A 20,267-nucleotide genomic window follows, 5' to 3' on the forward strand; every position below is an offset into this window, starting at 1 on the left:
GGCTGACTGTTTTTTTAAAATCGTCTGAAAACATATTTCACAAGGCTATTATCTATTGTAAAATAAAACATGAGCCTTTTGGCAGAAAGATTTGAATCTGAAGCAGAGGAGAAGATCATGAAAGCCGTATTTTTTGATTTAGACGATACACTACTTTGGGATGAAAAAAGCGTCAGAACAACATTTGCAGAAACTTGTTTACAAGCGGAGAAAAAATATGGGCTTGACCATCAGGCATTCGAAGCAGCTGTTCGCGAAGCGGCGAGAGAATTGTACATGTCATATGAGACGTATCCATATACAGTGATGATCGGCATTAACCCGTTTGAAGGACTGTGGTCCAATTTCTCAGAACCGATCAGTGAAGGATTTCAGAAGCTGAACAAGATTGTGCCGGAGTACAGAAGAAATGCATGGACAAACGGACTGAAAGCGCTTGGCATCGATGATCCGGCATACGGCGAATTTTTAGGAGAGTTTTTTGCGGCAGAGCGCAGAAGACGCCCGTTTGTATATGATGAGACATTTGCTGTACTCGATCAATTAAAAGGCAAGTATGAATTGCTGCTTTTGACAAACGGCGATCCGAGTCTGCAAAAGGAGAAACTCGCAGGCGTGCCTGAACTCGCTCCTTATTTCAATGAAATCGTCATTTCGGGCGCTTTCGGCAAAGGGAAACCGGATGTTTCAATCTTTGAACACTGCCTTAAGCTGATGAATATTGAAAAAGACGATGCGATCATGGTCGGCGATAATTTGAATACTGATATTTTAGGCGCTTCAAGAGCCGGAATCAAAACCGTTTGGATCAACCGGACAGAAAAGAAAAACGAAACTGACGTGACGCCTGATTATATCATCAGCAGCCTTCATGATTTGTTTCCTATATTAGAGAAATAAAAAAAGCATGATCTCTTCAATGAGATCATGCTTTTTTTTTATGTTATTTTTTCGCTTCAGCTACTGCCTTTTTCACAAAATCATCAAATGAAATGGTTTCAGAGTTCTGCTCTCCGTACTTACGGACGTTTACCGCTCCGTTTTCTGCCTCTTGGTCACCGACCACAAGCATATACGGAATTTTTTGCATTTGCGCTTCACGGATTTTGTAGCCGATTTTTTCATCACGGCTGTCGACTTCTACGCGCAGGCCTTCACGTTGCAGGCGTTCCTGCACTTTTTTCGCGTAGTCTAAATGCACAGCCGGAGAAACCGGGATGACTTGGAATTGAACCGGCGCAAGCCATGTTGGCAGCGCGCCTTTGTGTTCTTCGATTAAGAAGGCAACAAAGCGTTCCATTGTTGATACGACACCTCTGTGAATAACAACCGGACGGTGCTGCTTGCCGTCTTCGCCGATATAAGTCAGATCGAAACGTTCAGGCAATAAGAAGTCAAGCTGAACCGTAGACAATGTTTCTTCTTTGCCGATCGCTGTTTTCACCTGAACATCAAGTTTAGGGCCATAGAATGCCGCTTCACCTTCTGCTTCGTAATAATCATGGCCGATTTCGTCCATTGCTTCTTTCAGCATGGATTGTGCTTTGTTCCACATTTCATCGTCATCAAAATATTTCTCTGTGTCTTCCGGATCACGGTAAGAGAGACGGAATGTGTAATCACTTAAACCGAAGTCTTCATATACTTCCTGGATTAAACGGACTGTACGGATAAACTCATCCTTAATTTGATCCGGACGCACAAAGATGTGCGCATCGTTTAATGTCATGCCGCGCACACGCTGAAGACCTGACAGCGCACCTGACATTTCATAGCGGTGCATTGTTCCCAGCTCCGCAATACGAATCGGAAGCTCGCGGTAGCTGTGGATGTCGTTTTTGTAAATCATCATATGGTGCGGGCAGTTCATCGGGCGGAGCACAAGTGTTTCATTATCCATTTCCATCGGAGGGAACATGCCCTCCTGATAATGATCCCAGTGTCCTGATGTTTCATACAGCTCTTTGCTTCCAAGCACAGGTGTGTATACGTGCTCATAGCCGAGGCTGATTTCTTTATCGACAATGTAGCGCTCGATGACGCGGCGGATTGTCGCGCCTTTTGGCAGCCAAAGCGGCAGGCCTTGTCCGACTTTTTGAGAATTCGCAAACAGCTTTAATTCTTTGCCGAGCTTTCTGTGGTCACGCTCTTTTGCTTCTTCAAGCATGCGAAGATGCTCTTCAAGATCAGCTTTTTTGAAGAACGCTGTGCCGTATACGCGCTGAAGCATTTGGTTGTTGCTGTCACCGCGCCAGTATGCGCCTGCAAGGCTTAACAGCTTAAACTCTTTGATTTTTCCTGTTGAAGGAACGTGCACGCCGCGGCACAGGTCAAAGAATTCGCCTTGCTCATAGATCGAAACCGTTTCTCCTTCAGGAATCGCATCCAATAGTTCAAGCTTCAGGTCGTCGCCGATTTCTGCAAAACGGGCTTTCGCTTCTTCACGGCTGACTTCTTTTCGAACGATCGGAAGGTTCGCATTGACGATTTTTTTCATTTCTTTCTCAATTTTCGGCAGATCTTCCGGCGTAATCGCTTCTTCCATTTCTACATCGTAGTAAAAACCGTTTTCGATGACCGGACCGACACCGAATTTAACATCTTTGTAGATGCGTTTAATCGCTTGAGCCAGCAAATGAGCCGTACTGTGGCGCATAATTTGAAGACCTTCTTCTGAGCCTTCTGTAATGATTTCCACTGTACCGTCTTCATTGATCGGTGTTCTCAAATCGATTTCTTTTCCGTTCAGTTTTCCGGCTAATGATTTTTTCTTTAATCCCGGACTGATGGATGCCGCGATATCTTCTGTTGTTGTTCCTTTCGCAAACTCCTTGACTGCTCCGTCAGGAAATGTGATTTTTACCATATCTGACATCTTTGTCACTCCTTTTTTTGCATATAAAAACCCCGCCCCCTATGAAAGGGACGAGGTTGAATAAACGGAATCGTGGTTCCACCCTTTTTTCCGCATAGCCAATACTCCGGCACCTGCGGCTCTGAGCTCTGTAACGGGAGTTCCCGTCAGCCATTACTGTTCCTTATGAAGGAGTTCACAGCTGAAGTTCAAAGGCGGTAAAGCGAATGGTCCTTAGCTGGGAAGCTTGCAGCCGTGACTTCCCTCTCTTTGAGCCGGTATCATTCCTTCATGTCCTTATCAATACGTGTGTCTTTCTTAATCTCCTATGTATTATAAATTGTTCATTCCAAAAAATCAACACGATCGTATTTCCTTTTTTTCAAACCGACAGCCTTATATATACAGGCTGCCGGCCCTTATCCTTCCGAGTGCTTTACCGGTATTTCTGCACCTGAAAAAGCGTGCAGCGGAAGCATTTCCAATCGCTCTTGAAATACGTTTTGAATGGTCCTTGCCATCATGTGCTCGGGCTGGTCGGTGTAAAGTACCACTTCATCAGGCGCGATGGAAATCAGCGGCGCAAGCAAATGAGAATCAATGTACATAGGATGATCCCGGACAAATCGCCTGTCTATGTATTTCATTTTTTCCCGTTCCGGCACATACCGCAGCTCCCATAATGTAAATGAACCATCATGGACAATATGCACCTTTTTGATTCGCGGCTGTTTGGCTGTTACATAGTCTCTGAGTGTTTGAATAAAGTTTTGATATTCCTGTTCCATCTTATATTCATCTATCGCCGCTTCCGTAATGTCTCTCAGCTGTTTGTAGTATTGTCCGAGTCGGAAAGTCTGAAAAGAACGAATGGAAAATACACCTTCCTCTAAACAGATCGTTTGGAGTTCATCCAAAATTGATTGTTTCCGCGAAAGCTTTAGCGGCTCAAAAGGAAGATCGTCTGCTTCTCCTTCAATAATACTGTGTGCGAGCTGAAGGATTTGCTGCTGTTCATCCTGGTCCGTGAAGCAGTATGTTCCCTCAATCAATGACAGCATATGCTCGTCTTCTTTGCATTCTAAAAAAAATTTGACCAGAATCGGCTCCATAAAACGCTGAATAGAGAAAGCCGGCTTCGCTTTTTCAATCCCGATTTTCCGTATGCCTTCACGGACAATGAGGTTGTTCCGATCGTCCGAATGCTGAATGAGATGTAAAAAAGCGGCTGCATCATGGTCATCTTCAAAGATTATTTCAAGCATGTTTGTCCCCCCTTACGGCATCTGTTACAAGTATATGGGGGATGTTTTTAAAATAGACGTAAAGGTCACTGGCAAATCTTAATTTGATTCTTGAAACAAGCTTTGCATTTTCTTTCTGAAGATAAATGGCAGCGAGACAAAAACGATATACAAAGTGAGCACCATAAAGAAAGCGGGCAGATTCCCAGTCAAAAAGCTCGCTCCCAGCACATTCAGCGCAATGGTTCCAGGGATGATTCCCACGGCCGTCGCTGCAAAATACGGCAGCGCTTTGACATTGGAAAGGCCTGCCGCATAGCTGACGAAATCAAAATTGATCGGCAGGATTCTTAAAAGAAAGATATAAAAAAATCCGTTATCCTCCATTTGCTTCTGAATGGCTTCCAGCTTTTCGTAATGGCCGTTCTTTTTCGCCGCAAACAAACCGGCCGCAAAAAACGATACAGCAGAAGCGCACATCGAACCGAACAATGTGTAAAGCGTGCCGACAAGCGGGCCAAACGCAAGTCCGCCCGCTATAGAAATAACAGATACCGGAAATAAAACAAGAGGTCTGACGATGGATATCCCGATAAACATAAGCGGCGCAAAGACCCCGAATGACAATACCCATACTCTGATCTCTTTCGGCGATAAATTCAAATACGTTTTATTTCCCCAATAGACTAAACCTGCACCTGCAAGCACTGCCAGCCATTTAACAGCCGTTTTTATTTTCATACCCTCAGTTCCTTCCCCTTTGAACCGCAGCGATTACGGATGGCGGCGGTTTTCTCCGTCAAGGCGGATCGGAGCAGCCAGATATAATATCCGCTCCATTAGTCTTGCCGCTTTTACTTCTTCCTTTTCTCCCCTTTGCGAATACGTAAAATGATGCTTCAGCTCGTCAGGTGAGAAATTAGAAGAAAAGAAAGTCGGCAGCTGCTGGGACATTCTGTGCTGAAGCACCGTTCCGATGACTTCATCCCTTACCCAGCTTGTCATTGATTCCGCCCCGATGTCATCAAGCATCAATACGGGTGTTGTTTTGACCATATTGAGTTTCTCTTCCAATGAATGGTCTTGCAGCGAATTTTTAAGCTCTCTCACAAATTCGGGCACATAGACGATCATAGAGGAATACTCTTTTTCCGCCAGCTCATTGGCAATCGCAGCGAGCATAAACGTTTTTCCTACCCCGAACTTCCCGTATAAGTACAGTCCTTTCCCTTTTCCCGTCTCATTATAGCTTTTCAGAAAATCTGTAACATGCTGGAACATCGCGAGCCTGCTCGGGTCACTGATATCGACCTGCTGGAACGTTGCCCCGAGGAGATCCTGCTGGATATACATGCTTTTCATAAGAGACTTTTGTTTTTTCTGCTGGTCGAGCTTCCGTTTGACCGGACATTCATAATACTCGATATCAATAGCACGTCCATTGACAACAAGCTTCGGATGGTAGCCCTCCAACAAATTGTTGCAATCTTCATCTTCTGAACAGTAGGAGCAATTCTTGCTTTGCCCGATATATTCATAAAGCTTATTTAAGCTCTTTTCGATCATTTTTTGGTCAATTATTTCTTCGTTTTCCTTCAAAAATACCTGAACATCTTGATCATTCATGACTTTTTCCTTCATTTGTTCAAGGCGTTTTTGGAAATCCGGTCTGCCGGTTACGCCCTGCAGGGAACGGCCGATTGGTTCCATCTATTACTTCACCCCGCATCTCTGCCTTTAATAGGCAGAGTATTTTTTCAGTTTTTGCATTTCTTCCATCATCTTTTTCTTCTGTTCTTCCAAATCCTGCGGTTGCAGCTTCTGCTGTCCGGCTTCTGAATCGGATGCTGTCTCTTTTTCTTTCATCCAATCAGGAAGTTTTTCTTCGCGAATCACTTTTTGGTTTCGTTTTGAAGGCTGATTTGCTTTTCCTTCAGCCCATTCAAGGTATTGGCGGTTTTCTTCTATCGCGAGCTTCATCGCTTCTCTGACCGTTTTTACCTTTTTGCGCGCCCAATGCGAGGCGATTTTTTGAATATAGTTTTTCGACAGCTTCATGTCAGTTTTCAGCATGACATAATAAATTAACACATTTGTAACGCCTGGCTCGAGCTTCTGTTCAAACATAATTTCTTCAATGATTTTCAGATCCGCTTTTGACGGCTCTGTTCCGTCGGCAATGTCCTGGAGAAGCTTCTTCGGAGAAATCACCTCCAGCAATGCGATCAGCTTTCCGTCCAGTGAATCCTCTTCCACCGGCTTTTCGCCTTCACGCAGGTGCACCGGCTGTGTTTTTTCCACTAAGTCAGGCAGCTGTCCGTTTCTTTCGATTTGATACCAATCGCTGGCCGCTTTTCTTAAAGCCTCCGTCGTAATCACATCACGCTCATCAATCGCACTCATCACGACATTTTGCATCTGCAAAGGATCTATGCCATACAGATAAGAAAGCTTTTTGATTGTGTCGCGCACCTGCTGGGTCATCGCTTTTCTCGGAATCATCGTCTCAGAAAGTCCCGCTAAAAACAAATCAAAATCAAACACTTCCTCCGTTATGGTATAAGACGGCGCTTGTCCGACAGAAGTATATTCTGTGCCCGGCGCAAGTCTCACCGTTTCCTCCATATCAGATGTGAGCTTCCATTCACTCGGCTGCAGCGATTCAAACGCATGATTAAACGGCCTCGTAATGTCCTTCGCATCTTCTGAAATAGCCGGGTGCGTGAAAAATTGTTTTAATTGCTGATACTTTGTTTTTCCAACTCTATTGTACAGAAAAACATTCAGCATTCCGTCTTCAAAAAATTCATTTGGCCTGAGCGGCGGGAGGAGTTCATATATAAAGAGGCGCTCCTGCCGCTCGGATTCTTTCATATATGCTTTTAGCAATCCGATACCCTCGAGCTTCCCCTGTTCCTGATGGATCGTTTTTAAATTGGACTGTGTCATCCCCATCAGCTGTCTATGTGTGGACTCTCCGCCCCACAGACGGTTTTGTTCAAGCTCTCCCCACAATGTCATATAAAGAGAGAATGCAACAGGGCCGATTAAGGGCTGATACAGTTGTGTGATAATTTGTCTGTCTATATCCTGCAGCATCGATCTGCTTTTGACCACATACGGATCTACAGGCAGTACATCTTTCCAATAGTCAGCCATACATTCTCAAACCTTCCGAATTTGTTTCTACCTTTCATTTTACACCGTTTCTTATATCTATCAAATGCCAATTTTGCACATGAGAAAAGAGCTAGAAGAATCCTCTTAGCTCTTTTAACGCTCTTTCTTTATTAAGTCTTTTAATTCGTCGATAAAGACATTTATATCTTTAAACTGCCGATAGACGGACGCGAACCGCACATATGCGACTTCATCAATCTTAGCCAGCCGGTCCATGACCATTTCTCCGACGAGCTCGCTTTTTACCTCAGAGCAGCCTTGATTGCGAAGTTCTTTTTCAATATCAAAGCACATGTCTTCAAGCGTTTTGAGTGAAACGGGTCTTTTTTCACATGCTTTTATGAGGCCTCGCAGCATTTTTTCTCTGCTGAATTCCTCACGCACGCCTTCTTTTTTCACTACGATGAGCGGGGTTTCCTCCACTTTCTCAAAGGTCGTAAACCGGTAGTGGCAGGATTCGCACTCACGTCTTCGGCGAATCGATTTTCCGTCATCCACAGGACGTGAATCAAGGACTCGCGTTCCGTTATGCTGGCATGAAGGACATTTCAATAAAATCAGCTCCCAACTATTTCGTTCCCTGCAATGTATTTTCGGCAGCCTCCGCCTTTTCAAAATAAATGTGACAGCCATCTGTCGGGAGAGCCGTTGTGTAAAGCATTCTACAGCATCAGGTGGTTTGTGAAAATCTCTTTCTTATTTTACAAAAAAAATGAAAAAAGAAAAAGCTGACCACTCTTGTTTCTTTATAAAAATAAAAGGAGCATAAGCTAAAAAGCGCATAACGGCTTTCTAGCTTCAGCTCCCTTTGTGTTCGTGATTACTTTATAGTACCTTCGCTTGCGCCTGTTTAATTTGCACAGGCCCCATTCCTCTCGGTATTTCAATGTTTTCTCTTGTATCAGCATGTAATGCCTCTGCGATGTAGTCAGCAGCGACATTAGGATCTAAGTCTCCACAAGTATAAACATCAATGCTCGCATATCCGTGCTCAGGAAAACTGTGAATTGTTAAGTGTGATTCAGAAATAATCACAACTCCGCTTACGCCTTGCGGTGCAAATTTGTGAAATGCAACCTCGCGCACCTCAGCACCTGATTTTAGAGCAGCATTTACAAACGTTTTTTCAATAAAATCCATGTCATTCAGCTTATCAAAATCGCATCCCCATAGCTCGGAGATAACGTGACGCCCCATTGTTTCCATAGTCATGGACCCCCCTTAACAAGAATTAAAAAGTGAAATTCCAACAACTGGGTCGGCCATTTACCACGGGGGAAAGTTAGTCCGGAGAGGTCCTAACCCTTTAAGTAATTCCGAAACAGTCTCAAGCAAGAAGTTCACGAAAAATAGTATACTGTGTTTAAGTCTAATTTGCAAGGTGCGTTTTTTCAGAAATATGCTGTTAAGGGTTTTTTCTTCAAAGTGCGTCCATGACCTTATTCTATACAGCAGACGGATGTTTCATTCGTGCCGCTACATGGCGGATCAGATCAACGACTCTGCATGAGTAGCCCCATTCGTTGTCATACCACGCGAGCACCTTTACTTTCCTGTCTTCCATTACCATTGTTGTAAGCCCGTCAATGACCGCTGAATGGGGATTCGTATTGTAGTCAGTTGAAACGAGCGGTTCATCTGAATAATCAAGCACGCCGTACATCGACGTTTTGGCAGCCCGTTTAAATGCCTCGTTTACCTCTTCAGCCGTTACATCTGATTTCAGATCGACAACGAGATCAACTAATGAGACGTTCGGAACAGGGACACGCAAGGCGAGGCCATGAAGCTTTCCTTTCAGATGCGGCAGTACGAGCGAAAGCGCCTTTGCCGCTCCAGTTGTCGTTGGAATGATGGATTCACCGCAGGCCCGCGCCCGGCGCAAATCCTTGTGCGGATTATCAATATTTTTCTGGTCATTCGTATACGCATGAACCGTGGTCATCAGCCCGCTCTCAATGCCAAATTCTTCATCCAGCACTTTAACAACAGGCGCAAGGCAGTTTGTCGTGCATGACGCATTTGAAATGATGACATGACGGTCTGCGTCGAATTGGTCCTCATTTACTCCCATCACAATGGTAACGTCTTCATTTTTTCCCGGAGCAGTCAGAATGACTTTTTTCGCACCCGCTTCTATATGGCCCATCGCTTTATCTTTTGAATTAAATTTTCCTGTTGCTTCAACGACAATGTCAATATCATATTCGCCCCAAGGAAGCTGTTTTGGATCACGGCTGTTTAATAAAAGCACTTTCTTTCCATTCACGATCAGGCTGTCTTCACCAGCCACAACCTCTTTGTCGTACCTGCCGTGAATTGTGTCATACTTTATTAAATGAGCCAGCGTTTCTGCGGAATAGCTGGCGTTAATGGCCACTACTTGAATTTGATCGTCTAACATTGCTTTTCTGAAGACCATTCTTCCGATTCTTCCAAACCCGTTGATCGCTACTTTTACCTTCATGTTGGACACCCCTTATCAATTATGCCATCCTAATTTACTGCTATCTAAAATTAGTATAACACATTAAAATGAAATCGCCAGTACATATTGATAAAAATCAACGATTATAACGCTAATTTATGATGCATTATAGGTTTTCTTGCACACAATATCAGGCGTAAGAACCAAAAAGCAGCCAGCGCTCCGCACTGACTGCTCTTTTTATGATTCCTGTTTTAACTTATCATTGAGCACACTTTCTTCTAACACAGAAAATGTATCCCCGTACACTCTGTTAATATGATTCGCTCCCCAAGCACAAAGCATGTCTAAAATCCCTTCTAAGCTGCGGCCGTATTCGCTGAGCTCGTATTCCACTTTGGGAGGAACCTGATTGTACACGATCCGGTTAATGACACCGTCCGCTTCCAGCTCACGCAGCTGCTGGGTCAGCATTTTTTGCGTGATGTTAGGCATCAGGCGCTTTAATTCACTCGTGCGTTTTTTTCCGTGCGTCAGGTGGCATAAAATGACGCACTTCCATTTCCCGCCGATCACTTCAAGAGTCGCTTCAACAGAAATGTTATATTTTTTCTTCTCCATACCGTTCATTCTCCTTACAGGCACTAAAAAGTGACTATAGCACTTAAAAGTACGTACTTTTCTTTCTTGATGATATCTTTCATAATCACATTTGCCGGCTGATTTGAATCTGCTCTATTTTATTTATATAGCTTACTCGGCAGAATTTCAATCATACAACACATTACACAAAGGAGGAATATGATGACTTCAGCCAATAAAAGCAAAAGCAGCATTCCTGCACTCCTGGCTCTGGCTGTAAGTGCATTCGCCATAGGGACAACCGAATTTATCAGCGTCGGCCTTTTGCCGTTAATTTCTGATGATCTGGACATTCCTGTCACAACAGCGGGATTGACCGTTTCCCTATATGCGCTTGGCGTTACATTCGGAGCCCCTATTTTAACTTCATTGACGTCAAGCATGTCACGAAAGACGCTATTGCTTTGGATCATGTTCATTTTTATTGCCGGGAATACGATGGCAGCTACCGCTTCAAGCATCGGGATTTTATTAGCAGCACGTGTGATATCAGCTTTTTCACACGGTGTGTTTATGTCGATCGGTTCGACGATCGCAGCGGATATTGTCCCTGAGGATAAAAGGGCCAGCGCGATTTCGATTATGTTTACAGGCCTCACTGTGGCAACTGTAACCGGTGTTCCTTTCGGCACGTTTATCGGTCAGCAGCTCGGCTGGCGTTTTGCCTTTATGGTTATTATCGCCGTCGGAGTTATTGCTTTCATTACAAATGGCATCCTTGTTCCGTCCAAATTACGAAAAGGGACGAAAACAACGATGCGAGATCAATTGAAGCTTGTGACAAACGGCCGGTTATTGCTTTTATTTGTCATTACGGCGCTTGGATACGGAGGAACATTCGTTGTGTTCACATATCTGTCTCCCTTGCTTCAGGAAGTAACAGGCTTCAAAGCCGGAACTGTAGCAGTGATCCTGCTCGGATACGGAATTGCCATCGCAATCGGCAATATGATCGGCGGAAGGCTGTCAAACCGAAATCCGATTGCCGCTTTATTCTATATGTTTATCGTACAGGCACTCGTTCTGTTCGTACTAGCATTTACGGCTCCATATCAAACAGCTGGCCTCATTACTATTCTCTGTATGGGCTTGCTGGCCTTTATGAATGTGCCCGGCCTTCAGGTGTATGTCGTTATGCTGGCTGAACGTTTTGTCCCGAGTGCAGTTGACGTCGCATCCGCGATGAATATCGCTGCCTTTAATGCAGGGATTGCGCTTGGCTCATACCTTGGAGGTGTGATTACCGATTCAATCGGACTGATTCACACCGCTTGGATAGGCGGACTAATGGTAGTCGGTGCAGTTATCTTAACAGGCTGGAGCCGCTTGATGGAAAAACGAGATCGGCAGGCAGCCTGACAATTTCAAAGGAGGAAATCAACATGACAACACATTTACAAGCTACAGCAACACTTCATAATGGGGTAAAAATGCCTTGGTTCGGCCTCGGCGTGTTCCAAGTGGAAGAAGGAACTGAACTGGTAAACGCCGTTAGAACCGCAATTGTTCACGGATACCGCAGTATTGATACTGCCGCTATCTATGGAAATGAAGCTGGAGTCGGAGAAGGACTTCAGCAAGGTATTGACGAAGCAGGCATCTCAAGAGAGGACCTATTTATTACATCAAAAGTGTGGAATGCGGATTTAGGATACGAGGAAACACTCGCCGCGTTTGAAACAAGCCTGTCAAAACTCGGTTTGGATTATTTAGATTTATACCTTATCCACTGGCCTGTAGAGGGAAAATACAAAGAAGCATGGAGAGCGCTTGAAACACTTTATAAAGAAGGCCGTGTCAAAGCGATCGGCGTGAGCAACTTCCAAATCCATCATCTTGAAGATTTGATGACGGCTGCTGAAATCAAGCCTATGATCAACCAAGTGGAATTCCATCCGCGCCTTACACAAAAAGAGTTGATGGCATACTGCCAAAAACAAGGCATCCAGATGGAAGCCTGGTCACCTTTAATGCAAGGGCAACTGCTGGATCATCCTGTACTGGCAGACATCGCTCAAACATATAACAAATCTGTCGCGCAAATCATTTTGCGCTGGGATCTGCAGCATGGCATCATTACGATTCCTAAATCAACGAAAGAACATCGTATTAAAGAAAATGCCAGCGTATTTGACTTTGAATTAACACAGGGTGACATGAACCGAATCGATGCGCTGAATGAAAACCTGCGCGTCGGTCCTGACCCGGACAACTTTGATTTTTAATGAAAAAACACCGTTCATATTGAACGGTGTTTTTGTATTATGCCCAGCCAGTGATGACTTCATCAAGCTGCTGTCTGGTCTCTTCAAGCGTGCCGCTGTTATCGATGACTTGATCTGCTCTTGCTGTTTTTTCCTCTAAAGGCATTTGAGCGCGGATACGGCTGACGGCTTCTTCTTCCGTCAACTGATTGCGCTTCATAAGACGTTCCAGCTGAAGCTCTTTGGTCACACTGACCACAATAATTTTATCAACTAAAGATTCCAATTTGCTTTCAAACAATAGCGGGATATCCAATACAACAAATGCCTCCCGATTTGCAATGGCTTCATCACGGCGCTTAAGCATTTCCTGCCTGACTGCGGGATGAACAATTGCATTTAAAGCGAGACGCTTTTGTTCATTTGTAAATACCAGTGCCCCAAGCTTTTTCCGATCTATATCGCCATTTGGGAGCAGAATGTCTTCACCGAATTCGTCAATGATTTGCCGGTAGGCCGGCATCCCTTTTTCTACCGCTTGTTTTGCAATAATATCTGCATCTATAACTGTTATTCCTTTTTCAATCAGCATATTGGCAACCGTGCTTTTGCCGCTAGCTATTCCTCCCGTTAAACCAATGACTAAGGTCAAGAGATCAACTCCTTTTTACAATTTCCAGAGCCCAATCGTGATCAGCAGAAGCCCCGGCAAAAACGCCATTTTATCGATCCATTTCCACTTAGACAGAAAATGGCCGGCATTGATTCCGATTGATACAAACAGCGAGCTCATGACTGCCACGGCGATGCTCATCACAATCGGTGAAAAACCGAGAATGGCTGCCCCTATACCTGCTCCGAAGGCATCAATTGATAAGGCAAATCCCAATAAGACCGCCTCAATCCCATTGATCACACCCGATTTGTCGATATCCGCACTCATGGGCTTTCTCAAAATATGAATCACAATCCCTAATGACCGAACCTCTAAATTAAGCAGCGTTTTTTCATGCAATAAGTATTCTTTGTCTTTTGCCGGCCTGAAAAATTGATACAGAACCCACGCACCGATTCCGACCAATATCAAACCGCCAAGCTTCTCCGTCACATATACAGGAAAAAACTTTGTGAGAAAGCTTCCGATCAGCATGGATATAAACATGACAGCACCGGAACAGCAGGCGATAACCAAAATCGCTTTAAACGGTATTTTCATTTTTCTCAAACCGTACGTAAATCCGACTGAAAAACTGTCCAAGCTGACAGCCAACGCCAGCAGCAGAATAGAAACCATTTGCATATCCGTTTCTTCCTTTCTGTTGGTGCTCTTGTATCAGATGTAAAATGCCCGGGATTCATCACAATCATATATATGGAAAAGTAAAAAATCCGTGTTTCGAAAATGGCATTCCTCTATTACAGAATTACTGATATATGCACCGACAGCTTGGACGATGAAGCATTATGCTACTCTTTTTTCTGGCACTTCGCGCAAAAATGCGTGCCCCTGCCTCCGACGACAATTTTTGAAATCATCGTACCGCAATTTTTGCACGGTTCGTCTTTTTTTCCGTACACAAAATGCTGCAGCTGGAACATTCCGATTTCCCCTTGGGAGTTGATATATGAGCGGACAGTGCTGCCGCCCGCGTCAATCGCTTCCTGCAGGGTGTTTTTGATTTCAGCGTGAAGTGTTTTGATTGTTTTGTCTGATAATTGATTTGCTTTCGTCTCGGGATGGACACCCGCTCTGAAAAGAGCCTCGTCCACATAAATGTTCCCGAGTCCGACAACCGTTTTTTGATCCAGCAGGGCGGTTTTGACAGCACGGTTTGTTTTAGCAAGCCGTTCTTTTAAATATGCACTCGTAAATTCTTCTGCATCCGGCTCCGGCCCTAACTGAGAAAGCGGAAGCTCGCCCGCTTCCTCTCCCGGTTTAAATAAGTGCATGGTTCCGAACTTTCGCACATCCCTGTAACGAAGCTGAGTTCCGTCCGTCATCGTGAATATGACATGCACGTGTTTATCGTCTGGCTCCTCCGCTTGATGAAGCCCGTATTTCCCTTCCATTCGAAGGTGGGAAACCATGACATAATGATCTAAATGAAACAGTAAAAACTTTCCCCGTCTTCCGATAGACTGTATCGTTTCTCCTGTTAGTTTTCGCGCAAATTCCTCCGGTTCGGCAGGCCGTTTGATGATATTTGGCCATCTGATCTCTACCGATTTAATTGTTTTTCCCTTTACAAGCCCGGTCAGAGTGCGCCGGACGGTTTCAACCTCTGGTAATTCCGGCACATCCATCACTTCCTATCTCTATTTATTTCGCATCGTACCAAGATGGGCCAGATGCAAAGTCAACCTTTAACGGCACATCTAATGCAAGCGCATGCTCCATCACTTCAGGAACAAGCTTTTCAAGAATTTCAATTTCTTCCTGCGGCGCTTCAAAAATCAATTCATCGTGCACTTGAAGCAGCAGCCTTGCCTTCAATTGCTTTTCTTTCAGCTTGGCAGCCATATCAATCATGGCTTTTTTGATAATATCAGCGGCGCTTCCTTGAATCGGTGTATTCATCGCCGTCCGCTCCGCAAAACTGCGGATATTAAAGTTTCGGCTCGTCAGCTCAGGAATGTAGCGGCGGCGATGCATAAGCGTTGTTACGTAGCCCTTTTGCTTCGCGTCCTGAACTGAATCCTCCATGTACGCTTTTACGCCCTGGAAGCTTTCCAAATAGCGGTCGATAAATGCTCCGGCTTCCTTCCGGGTAATGCCGAGATTCTGTGACAGCCCGTAATCGCTGATGCCGTATACGATGCCAAAGTTGACCGCTTTCGCCTGGCGTCTCATCGCAGATGTCACTTCATCCTCGGCAACATGGAATACATCCATTGCCGTTTTCGTATGAATATCCATATCATTTGTAAAAGCTTCGATAAGATTTTGATCCTTTGAAATATGGGCAAGCACCCGCAACTCAATTTGTGAGTAATCGGCTGCAAAAATGAGCCAGTCTTTTTCAGACGGAACAAAAGCTTGGCGGATTTTACGCCCTTCTTCAAGCCTGATCGGAATGTTTTGCAGATTCGGATCAGTCGAGCTGAGACGGCCGGTTTGCGTTAAAGCCTGGTTAAAGCGCGTGTGCACCTTATGCGAATCCGGTCTCGTCACCTTTAAAAGCCCTTCAATATATGTCGATTGAAGCTTGCCAATTTGTCTGTACTGCAAAATATAGTCGACAATATCATGTTTGTCTGCCAGCTTTTCAAGCACATCGGCTGACGTTGAATAGCCTGTTTTTGTTTTCTTCACGACAGGCAGGCCGATCTTTTCAAACAAGATGACGCCGAGCTGTTTCGGAGAATTGATATTAAACGGCTCTCCCGCAATCTCATGGATTTTTTCTTCATATTCCTTCAGCTTCGCGCCCAGTTCTTCACCCATCCGCTTTAAACGGTCAACATCGACCTTGACGCCAGTTGATTCCATTTCGCCGAGAATAAGCGCGAGAGGCATTTCGAGCTCTTCAAACAGTTCAAGCTGATCGTTGTTCTCCAGCTCCTGAACGAGCTTTTCCCGAAGGCTTTGAATGGCTAACGCTTTTCTGACAAGGTGCTCAGACAGTACATCTTCCGACGGAACAGCCCGTTTTGCTCCTTTGCCGTAAACTGATTCGTCGCTTTGAACGATATGCAAGCCGTAATCTTTAGCCACACTCGCAACGTCGTCATATGAATTGCCCGGATTGATGATATAAGCCGCAAGAAGCGTATCAAACTCCGCTCCTTTCAGCTCAATGCCCTGCCAGCGCAAAGCGACAACAGCCCGCTTGCTGTCGAAGACCCATTTCTTCTGCTCGTCATTTTCTACCCATTCTTTAAACACCTGAGACTCCACGGCAATGTCTTTCGGAATGAAATAAGATCCCGTTTCATTAACGATCGAAAAACCGAGAATCGGCTCTTCATGATAATTATCGCCGATCTGTTCAACGACAAATGCGGATGGAGAAACCAATATGCCGCTTGTTACGTCTGTGACAGTTTCGACATTAATTTCTTCTAACGACTGATCCTGTTCTGCTTCTTCGCTGTCTTCCCCAAGCCGTTCAAGAAGTGTGTTAAAACCAAGATCTTTAAAGATGGAAATCACCTGTTCACGATTAAAGCCTTGATACTCCAGGCCGGAAACGGATACCTCAATCGGCGCATCCGTCATAATCGTCGCAAGCTCCTTGCTCATCAATGCCTGATCTTTAAATTCCTCAAGCTTTTCCTTCAGTTTCTTCCCGCTTACCTCGTCAATGGACTCCAGCAGTTTTTCAACGGAATCGAACTGTTTTAATAGCTTAATCGCTGTCTTCTCTCCTACGCCGGGCACACCTGGAATATTATCTGAGGAATCGCCCATCAGACCCTTCATGTCAATAATTTGCTCAGGGGTAAGCCCGTATTTCTCTTTTACGTGCTCCGGTGTGTAAAATTCAACATCGGTAATTCCTTTTCGCGTAATGGCAACCGTCGTTTTGTCTGTTGCCAGCTGAGTTAAATCCTTATCTCCAGAGAAAACCTTTACTTCAAATCCGTCTTTTTCAGCCGATTTGGCCAGTGTGCCGATAATATCGTCGGCTTCGTATTGTTCCAATTCGTAGCGGCTGATCTGATAGGCATCCAGCAACTCGCGGATAAACGGCATTTGTTCGGAAAGCTCAGGCGGGGTTTTCTGTCTGCCGCCTTTATATTCTTTAAATGTGCCATGACGAAATGTTGTTTTCCCGGCATCAAATGCAACCAGCATGTGTGTCGGTTTTTCATCCTCAAGCATCTTCATCAAAATCATCGCAAAGCCGTATACGGCATTTGTGTGAACACCTTTATCATTGCTTAACAGCGGCAATGCAAAAAACGCCCGGTAAGCCAGACTGTTTCCGTCTACAAGCACTAATTTTTTTCGTTCCGTCATTCAATATCCTCCTAAGAAGCCTCAGGCTTCTATTCATCTCTTACATAGTCATTAGCTCCTCTTATTTTAACAAAGTTCAATTTGAAAGGAAAATACGTGAACTGAAGAGAAGACACAAAAAAGGACGGGAACACAAATGGTTCCCGCCGTCAAAATTGGCTCCTTGGATGAAGGGGTTCTACTACATCCTATCAGCATAGGTTTAACAGTGCATGAAGATATTGTTAAACCTTTGTAAACATTAGGCGGACGTTTCAGCGGCCCGTTTCAGCGTCACTGTAAAGACAGTTCCCCGTCCCAGCTCGCTTGTGACATCGATTTTCCCTTCATGAGCCTCTATTAAATGCTTTACGATCGCAAGACCTAGGCCTGTTCCGCCCGAATTCCTGCTTCTGTCTTTATCCACGCGGTAAAAACGTTCAAAGATGCGCGGAATTTCTTCTTTCTGAATTCCGATTCCGGAATCCGCAACTTCAATCTGAATGTCTTTTTCTCCGGGCTTTACATTGATAGCTACAGAGCCCCCCTCAGGCGTATAGGTTAGCGCATTATTTACGAGATTAAGAAATACCTGTTTCAGCCTGTACGGGTCTCCCGATACATAGAGCGTGTCTTTCGGGACATTCAGTTGTAAGGAGATGCCTTTCTCATCCGCCTTATGCTTAAGAAGCGTTTCAATCTCACCAAGCATTTTGGCTGGATCAAATGTTTCAATGCTGAGCGTAAAGTTTTGCTGCTCGATTTTTGAGAGATCGAGAAGATCCTGAACCAAAGACTGAAGCCTTTCGCTTTCTTTCAGAATAATAGAGAGAAACTCAGAAAGCGCCTCTTTGTCCTCCATCGCCCCGTCCAATAACGTCTCCGTAAACCCTTTAATAGAGGTAATCGGCGTTTTCAGTTCATGAGAAACGTTAGCCACAAAATCCTTTCTCATCTGCTCTAATTTCTTCGTCTCCGTCATGTCATGGAAAACGAGCACAATTCCTTTCCATTCATCGTCCGGCCCCATAATCGGAACGCCATCCACTTCAAAATAACGCCGCTCAATTTTGATCGGAAGTCTTAACAGCTTGCATTTCTTTGTCTCCGTCATAAAAATGTCTTCGACAAGCTGGATCACTTCTTCATGTTCAAATGCATCATGATAAAGTCGGCGCAGCATCTGATTCGGATTGATATGAAACTGCTTGGCGTAAGACCTGTTCACGAGATTGATAAAGCCTCTTCCGTCAATCATAATCAGCCCGGAGCCGATATTTTCAATGACAGTCAGCAGCCGGTCCCGCTGCATTTCCTGCGTTCTCGTCATTTCCATCAGATCTACGGCAAGGCTGTTCATCGCACGGCCGAGCTTATCAGAGTGCCTGATATAGCCGCCGTACGTCCGGGCATCATAGTTCCCCTTGGAAAGTTCTGTTGCTACGTTTGTCGCTGCTTCAATTGACCTTTTATAACGTGAGGTCATACTGGAATAAAAATAAACAATGACGATAAAAGCAGTACAAAGACTGGCCGTCAGCATCCCCCACAATTCGCCGTTCAAGCCGGAGCTATGTTCAGGGGCTGAAAGCAGCACATATCCTGTTTTTTCACCTTCACTTCTAAGCGAAAGTCCGTAATATAGCTTGTTATCTGCTGTTGAGAGAACACCCTCATGGCCAGAAACAAGCGCCTGCACCTTTTGAGAATCTGCCGCACTCCCGTTTGACCCGTACAGCACCTTGCCGTCTGTATCGATAACGGATGCGTTCACATCAAGCGCACCGCCTGCATCTTTAATGATTTTCTCATTTGCTTGATCATTCAGATTGCCGGCATCAAGAAGTGAGGCCATATATTTGGCTTCTTTTTCAATGTGTTCCTCTGCTTTTCTTTGATCAGATGATTCAAAGAGCTGCTGCAAAAACAGCCCGAGGACACTAAACACCAGAATCATACAGACAACAAGTACAGAAAAAAGGCGCACACGGTATTTATTCATTCATTTTTGGCTCCTCCAGTTTATACCCCAATCCCCTAATTGTTTTAATATAGATCGGTTTTTTAGTATTGTTTTCGATTTTGTCGCGGAGATGGCTGATATGCACATCAACAATTCTCGTATCTCCGGCAAAATCATAATTCCAGACAGCGCTCAGCAGCAGATCTCTCGTCAGCACTCTGCCTTTATGTCTGCCCAAATAGAGCAGCAGTTCGAATTCTTTCGGTGTCAGCTCAAGCTGATTTTCTTTAAAATACGCTTCATAATGATCAGGCAGGATTTTCAGATCGCCAATCACGATCTGGCCTTCCATTTCATCGTTCTTCATTTCACTAGAGGGCGCAGCCATTTCGGAACGCCTTAAAATCGCTTTGACTCTTGCATTTACTTCCCTTGGGCTGAACGGCTTGGTCATATAATCATCAGCACCAAGCTCAAGCCCTAATACTTTGTCGAATTCCTCATCCTTCGCTGTCAGCATTAAAATGGGAAACATCAATTTTTGCTGTCTCAGCTGCTTGCATACTTCGATTCCGTCCAGTTTTGGAAGCATCACATCAAGCACAATCAAATCAGGCTTCTCTGTTTCCGCTTTTTTGAGTGCTTCTTCCCCGTCTGAGGCGGTAATGACATCATAGCCTGACCGTTCCAAATTGTACTGTAAAAGAGTAACAATAGATTCTTCATCATCCACAACTAAAATTTTCTTGTTCATGCTGTGCCTCCAGTATTATAATTCCCCGACATCCTATTTCTCTATTTTATGTCATC

The 20,267-nt window shown here is 44.6% G+C and carries 17 protein-coding genes and 1 pseudogene; 3 read left to right on the forward strand and 15 right to left on the reverse strand.

The annotated features are described in order from the left end of the window. Positions 1 to 117: 117 nt before the first annotated feature. Positions 118 to 900 (forward strand): HAD family hydrolase, encoded by a 783-nt coding sequence (locus BSI_RS13820; RefSeq protein WP_003237743.1) that lies wholly within the window; start codon positions 118 to 120, stop codon positions 898 to 900. A gap of 43 nt (positions 901 to 943) precedes the next feature. On the opposite strand, the gene thrS is transcribed toward BSI_RS13820, so the two are convergent. The 9 genes from thrS to BSI_RS13775 all read right to left on the reverse strand — a co-directional run bounded on the left by thrS (position 944) and on the right by BSI_RS13775 (position 10,327). After that, a complete protein-coding gene (gene thrS / locus BSI_RS13815) occupies positions 944 to 2,875 on the reverse strand; it encodes a threonine--tRNA ligase (protein WP_003237745.1) in 1,932 nt (643 codons plus the stop codon). Between the two features lie 398 nt (positions 2,876 to 3,273). Next, the gene (gene ytxC / locus BSI_RS13810; protein WP_003237747.1) at positions 3,274 to 4,119 is read right to left on the reverse strand and encodes a putative sporulation protein YtxC; all 846 of its coding nucleotides are present in this window, start codon (positions 4,117 to 4,119) and stop codon (positions 3,274 to 3,276) included. Between the two features lie 78 nt (positions 4,120 to 4,197). After that, positions 4,198 to 4,839: a TVP38/TMEM64 family protein gene (locus BSI_RS13805; protein WP_003237748.1), complete on the reverse strand. Its 642-nt coding sequence runs from the start codon at positions 4,837 to 4,839 to the stop codon at positions 4,198 to 4,200. Between the two features lie 33 nt (positions 4,840 to 4,872). Next, positions 4,873 to 5,808: a primosomal protein DnaI gene (dnaI, locus tag BSI_RS13800; protein WP_003237750.1), complete on the reverse strand. Its 936-nt coding sequence runs from the start codon at positions 5,806 to 5,808 to the stop codon at positions 4,873 to 4,875. A 27-nt stretch (positions 5,809 to 5,835) separates the two neighbouring features. Next, the gene (gene dnaB, locus BSI_RS13795; RefSeq protein ID WP_003237752.1) at positions 5,836 to 7,257 is read right to left on the reverse strand and encodes a replicative helicase loading/DNA remodeling protein DnaB; all 1,422 of its coding nucleotides are present in this window, start codon (positions 7,255 to 7,257) and stop codon (positions 5,836 to 5,838) included. A 114-nt stretch (positions 7,258 to 7,371) separates the two neighbouring features. Next, a complete protein-coding gene (nrdR, locus tag BSI_RS13790; RefSeq protein ID WP_003223586.1) occupies positions 7,372 to 7,830 on the reverse strand; it encodes a transcriptional regulator NrdR in 459 nt (152 codons plus the stop codon). A gap of 273 nt (positions 7,831 to 8,103) precedes the next feature. Then, on the reverse strand, positions 8,104 to 8,484 hold the full coding sequence (gene speD / locus BSI_RS13785) for an adenosylmethionine decarboxylase (protein ID WP_003223584.1): 381 nt from the start codon (positions 8,482 to 8,484) through the stop codon (positions 8,104 to 8,106). 238 nt (positions 8,485 to 8,722) lie between these two features. After that, positions 8,723 to 9,745 (reverse strand): glyceraldehyde-3-phosphate dehydrogenase, encoded by a 1,023-nt coding sequence (locus tag BSI_RS13780; protein ID WP_003237755.1) that lies wholly within the window; start codon positions 9,743 to 9,745, stop codon positions 8,723 to 8,725. 201 nt (positions 9,746 to 9,946) lie between these two features. Next, the gene (locus BSI_RS13775; RefSeq protein WP_003229458.1) at positions 9,947 to 10,327 is read right to left on the reverse strand and encodes a winged helix-turn-helix transcriptional regulator; all 381 of its coding nucleotides are present in this window, start codon (positions 10,325 to 10,327) and stop codon (positions 9,947 to 9,949) included. A 183-nt stretch (positions 10,328 to 10,510) separates the two neighbouring features. Between BSI_RS13775 and BSI_RS13770 the strand changes: the two genes are divergently transcribed. Together BSI_RS13770 and ytbE are read left to right on the forward strand one after the other, a co-directional pair. Beyond that, on the forward strand, positions 10,511 to 11,707 hold the full coding sequence (locus BSI_RS13770) for an MFS transporter (RefSeq protein WP_003237758.1): 1,197 nt from the start codon (positions 10,511 to 10,513) through the stop codon (positions 11,705 to 11,707). Positions 11,708 to 11,730: 23 nt separating this feature from the next. Continuing rightward, positions 11,731 to 12,573, forward strand: coding sequence for an aldo/keto reductase YtbE (gene ytbE / locus BSI_RS13765; RefSeq protein ID WP_003237760.1), 843 nt, complete (start codon positions 11,731 to 11,733; stop codon positions 12,571 to 12,573). A gap of 37 nt (positions 12,574 to 12,610) precedes the next feature. Here ytbE and coaE read toward each other — a convergent pair whose 3' ends face one another. The 6 genes and pseudogenes from coaE to phoP all read right to left on the reverse strand — a co-directional run bounded on the left by coaE (position 12,611) and on the right by phoP (position 20,211). Continuing rightward, a complete protein-coding gene (gene coaE, locus BSI_RS13760; protein ID WP_003237762.1) occupies positions 12,611 to 13,204 on the reverse strand; it encodes a dephospho-CoA kinase in 594 nt (197 codons plus the stop codon). A gap of 15 nt (positions 13,205 to 13,219) precedes the next feature. Then, positions 13,220 to 13,870: pseudogene (gene ytaF / locus BSI_RS22065) on the reverse strand (sporulation membrane protein YtaF); the annotation flags it as partial. Between the two features lie 149 nt (positions 13,871 to 14,019). Then, positions 14,020 to 14,850 carry a DNA-formamidopyrimidine glycosylase gene (gene mutM / locus BSI_RS13755; protein WP_080030803.1) on the reverse strand — a complete coding sequence of 277 codons (831 nt, stop codon included), beginning with the start codon at positions 14,848 to 14,850 and terminating at the stop codon, positions 14,020 to 14,022. Between the two features lie 22 nt (positions 14,851 to 14,872). Continuing rightward, positions 14,873 to 17,515 carry a DNA polymerase I gene (gene polA, locus BSI_RS13750; protein WP_003237767.1) on the reverse strand — a complete coding sequence of 881 codons (2,643 nt, stop codon included), beginning with the start codon at positions 17,513 to 17,515 and terminating at the stop codon, positions 14,873 to 14,875. 241 nt (positions 17,516 to 17,756) lie between these two features. Next, the gene (phoR, locus tag BSI_RS13745; protein ID WP_003237770.1) at positions 17,757 to 19,496 is read right to left on the reverse strand and encodes a sensory box histidine kinase PhoR; all 1,740 of its coding nucleotides are present in this window, start codon (positions 19,494 to 19,496) and stop codon (positions 17,757 to 17,759) included. Beyond that, complete coding sequence (phoP, locus tag BSI_RS13740) at positions 19,489 to 20,211, reverse strand: two-component system response regulator PhoP (RefSeq protein WP_003237772.1); 723 nt, start codon at positions 20,209 to 20,211, stop codon at positions 19,489 to 19,491. Before phoP ends, phoR begins: the two co-directional genes overlap by 8 nt. Positions 20,212 to 20,267: the final 56 nt, after the last annotated feature.

The organism is Bacillus inaquosorum KCTC 13429 (assembly GCF_000332645.1).
Lineage (GTDB): Bacteria > Bacillota > Bacilli > Bacillales > Bacillaceae > Bacillus > Bacillus inaquosorum.

Coding starts and splice junctions, on each gene's coding strand:
- BSI_RS13775 (WP_003229458.1), bottom strand. CDS start 10,327: ATGGAGAAGAAAAAATATAACATTTCTGTTGAAGCGACTCTTGAAGTG.
- phoR (WP_003237770.1), bottom strand. CDS start 19,496: ATGAATAAATACCGTGTGCGCCTTTTTTCTGTACTTGTTGTCTGTATG.
- ytbE (WP_003237760.1), top strand. CDS start 11,731: ATGACAACACATTTACAAGCTACAGCAACACTTCATAATGGGGTAAAA.
- BSI_RS13805 (WP_003237748.1), bottom strand. CDS start 4,839: ATGAAAATAAAAACGGCTGTTAAATGGCTGGCAGTGCTTGCAGGTGCA.
- ytxC (WP_003237747.1), bottom strand. CDS start 4,119: ATGCTTGAAATAATCTTTGAAGATGACCATGATGCAGCCGCTTTTTTA.
- speD (WP_003223584.1), bottom strand. CDS start 8,484: ATGGAAACAATGGGGCGTCACGTTATCTCCGAGCTATGGGGATGCGAT.
- phoP (WP_003237772.1), bottom strand. CDS start 20,211: ATGAACAAGAAAATTTTAGTTGTGGATGATGAAGAATCTATTGTTACT.
- BSI_RS13780 (WP_003237755.1), bottom strand. CDS start 9,745: ATGAAGGTAAAAGTAGCGATCAACGGGTTTGGAAGAATCGGAAGAATG.
- BSI_RS13820 (WP_003237743.1), top strand. CDS start 118: ATGAAAGCCGTATTTTTTGATTTAGACGATACACTACTTTGGGATGAA.
- polA (WP_003237767.1), bottom strand. CDS start 17,515: ATGACGGAACGAAAAAAATTAGTGCTTGTAGACGGAAACAGTCTGGCT.
- dnaB (WP_003237752.1), bottom strand. CDS start 7,257: ATGGCTGACTATTGGAAAGATGTACTGCCTGTAGATCCGTATGTGGTC.
- thrS (WP_003237745.1), bottom strand. CDS start 2,875: ATGTCAGATATGGTAAAAATCACATTTCCTGACGGAGCAGTCAAGGAG.
- dnaI (WP_003237750.1), bottom strand. CDS start 5,808: ATGGAACCAATCGGCCGTTCCCTGCAGGGCGTAACCGGCAGACCGGAT.
- BSI_RS13770 (WP_003237758.1), top strand. CDS start 10,511: ATGACTTCAGCCAATAAAAGCAAAAGCAGCATTCCTGCACTCCTGGCT.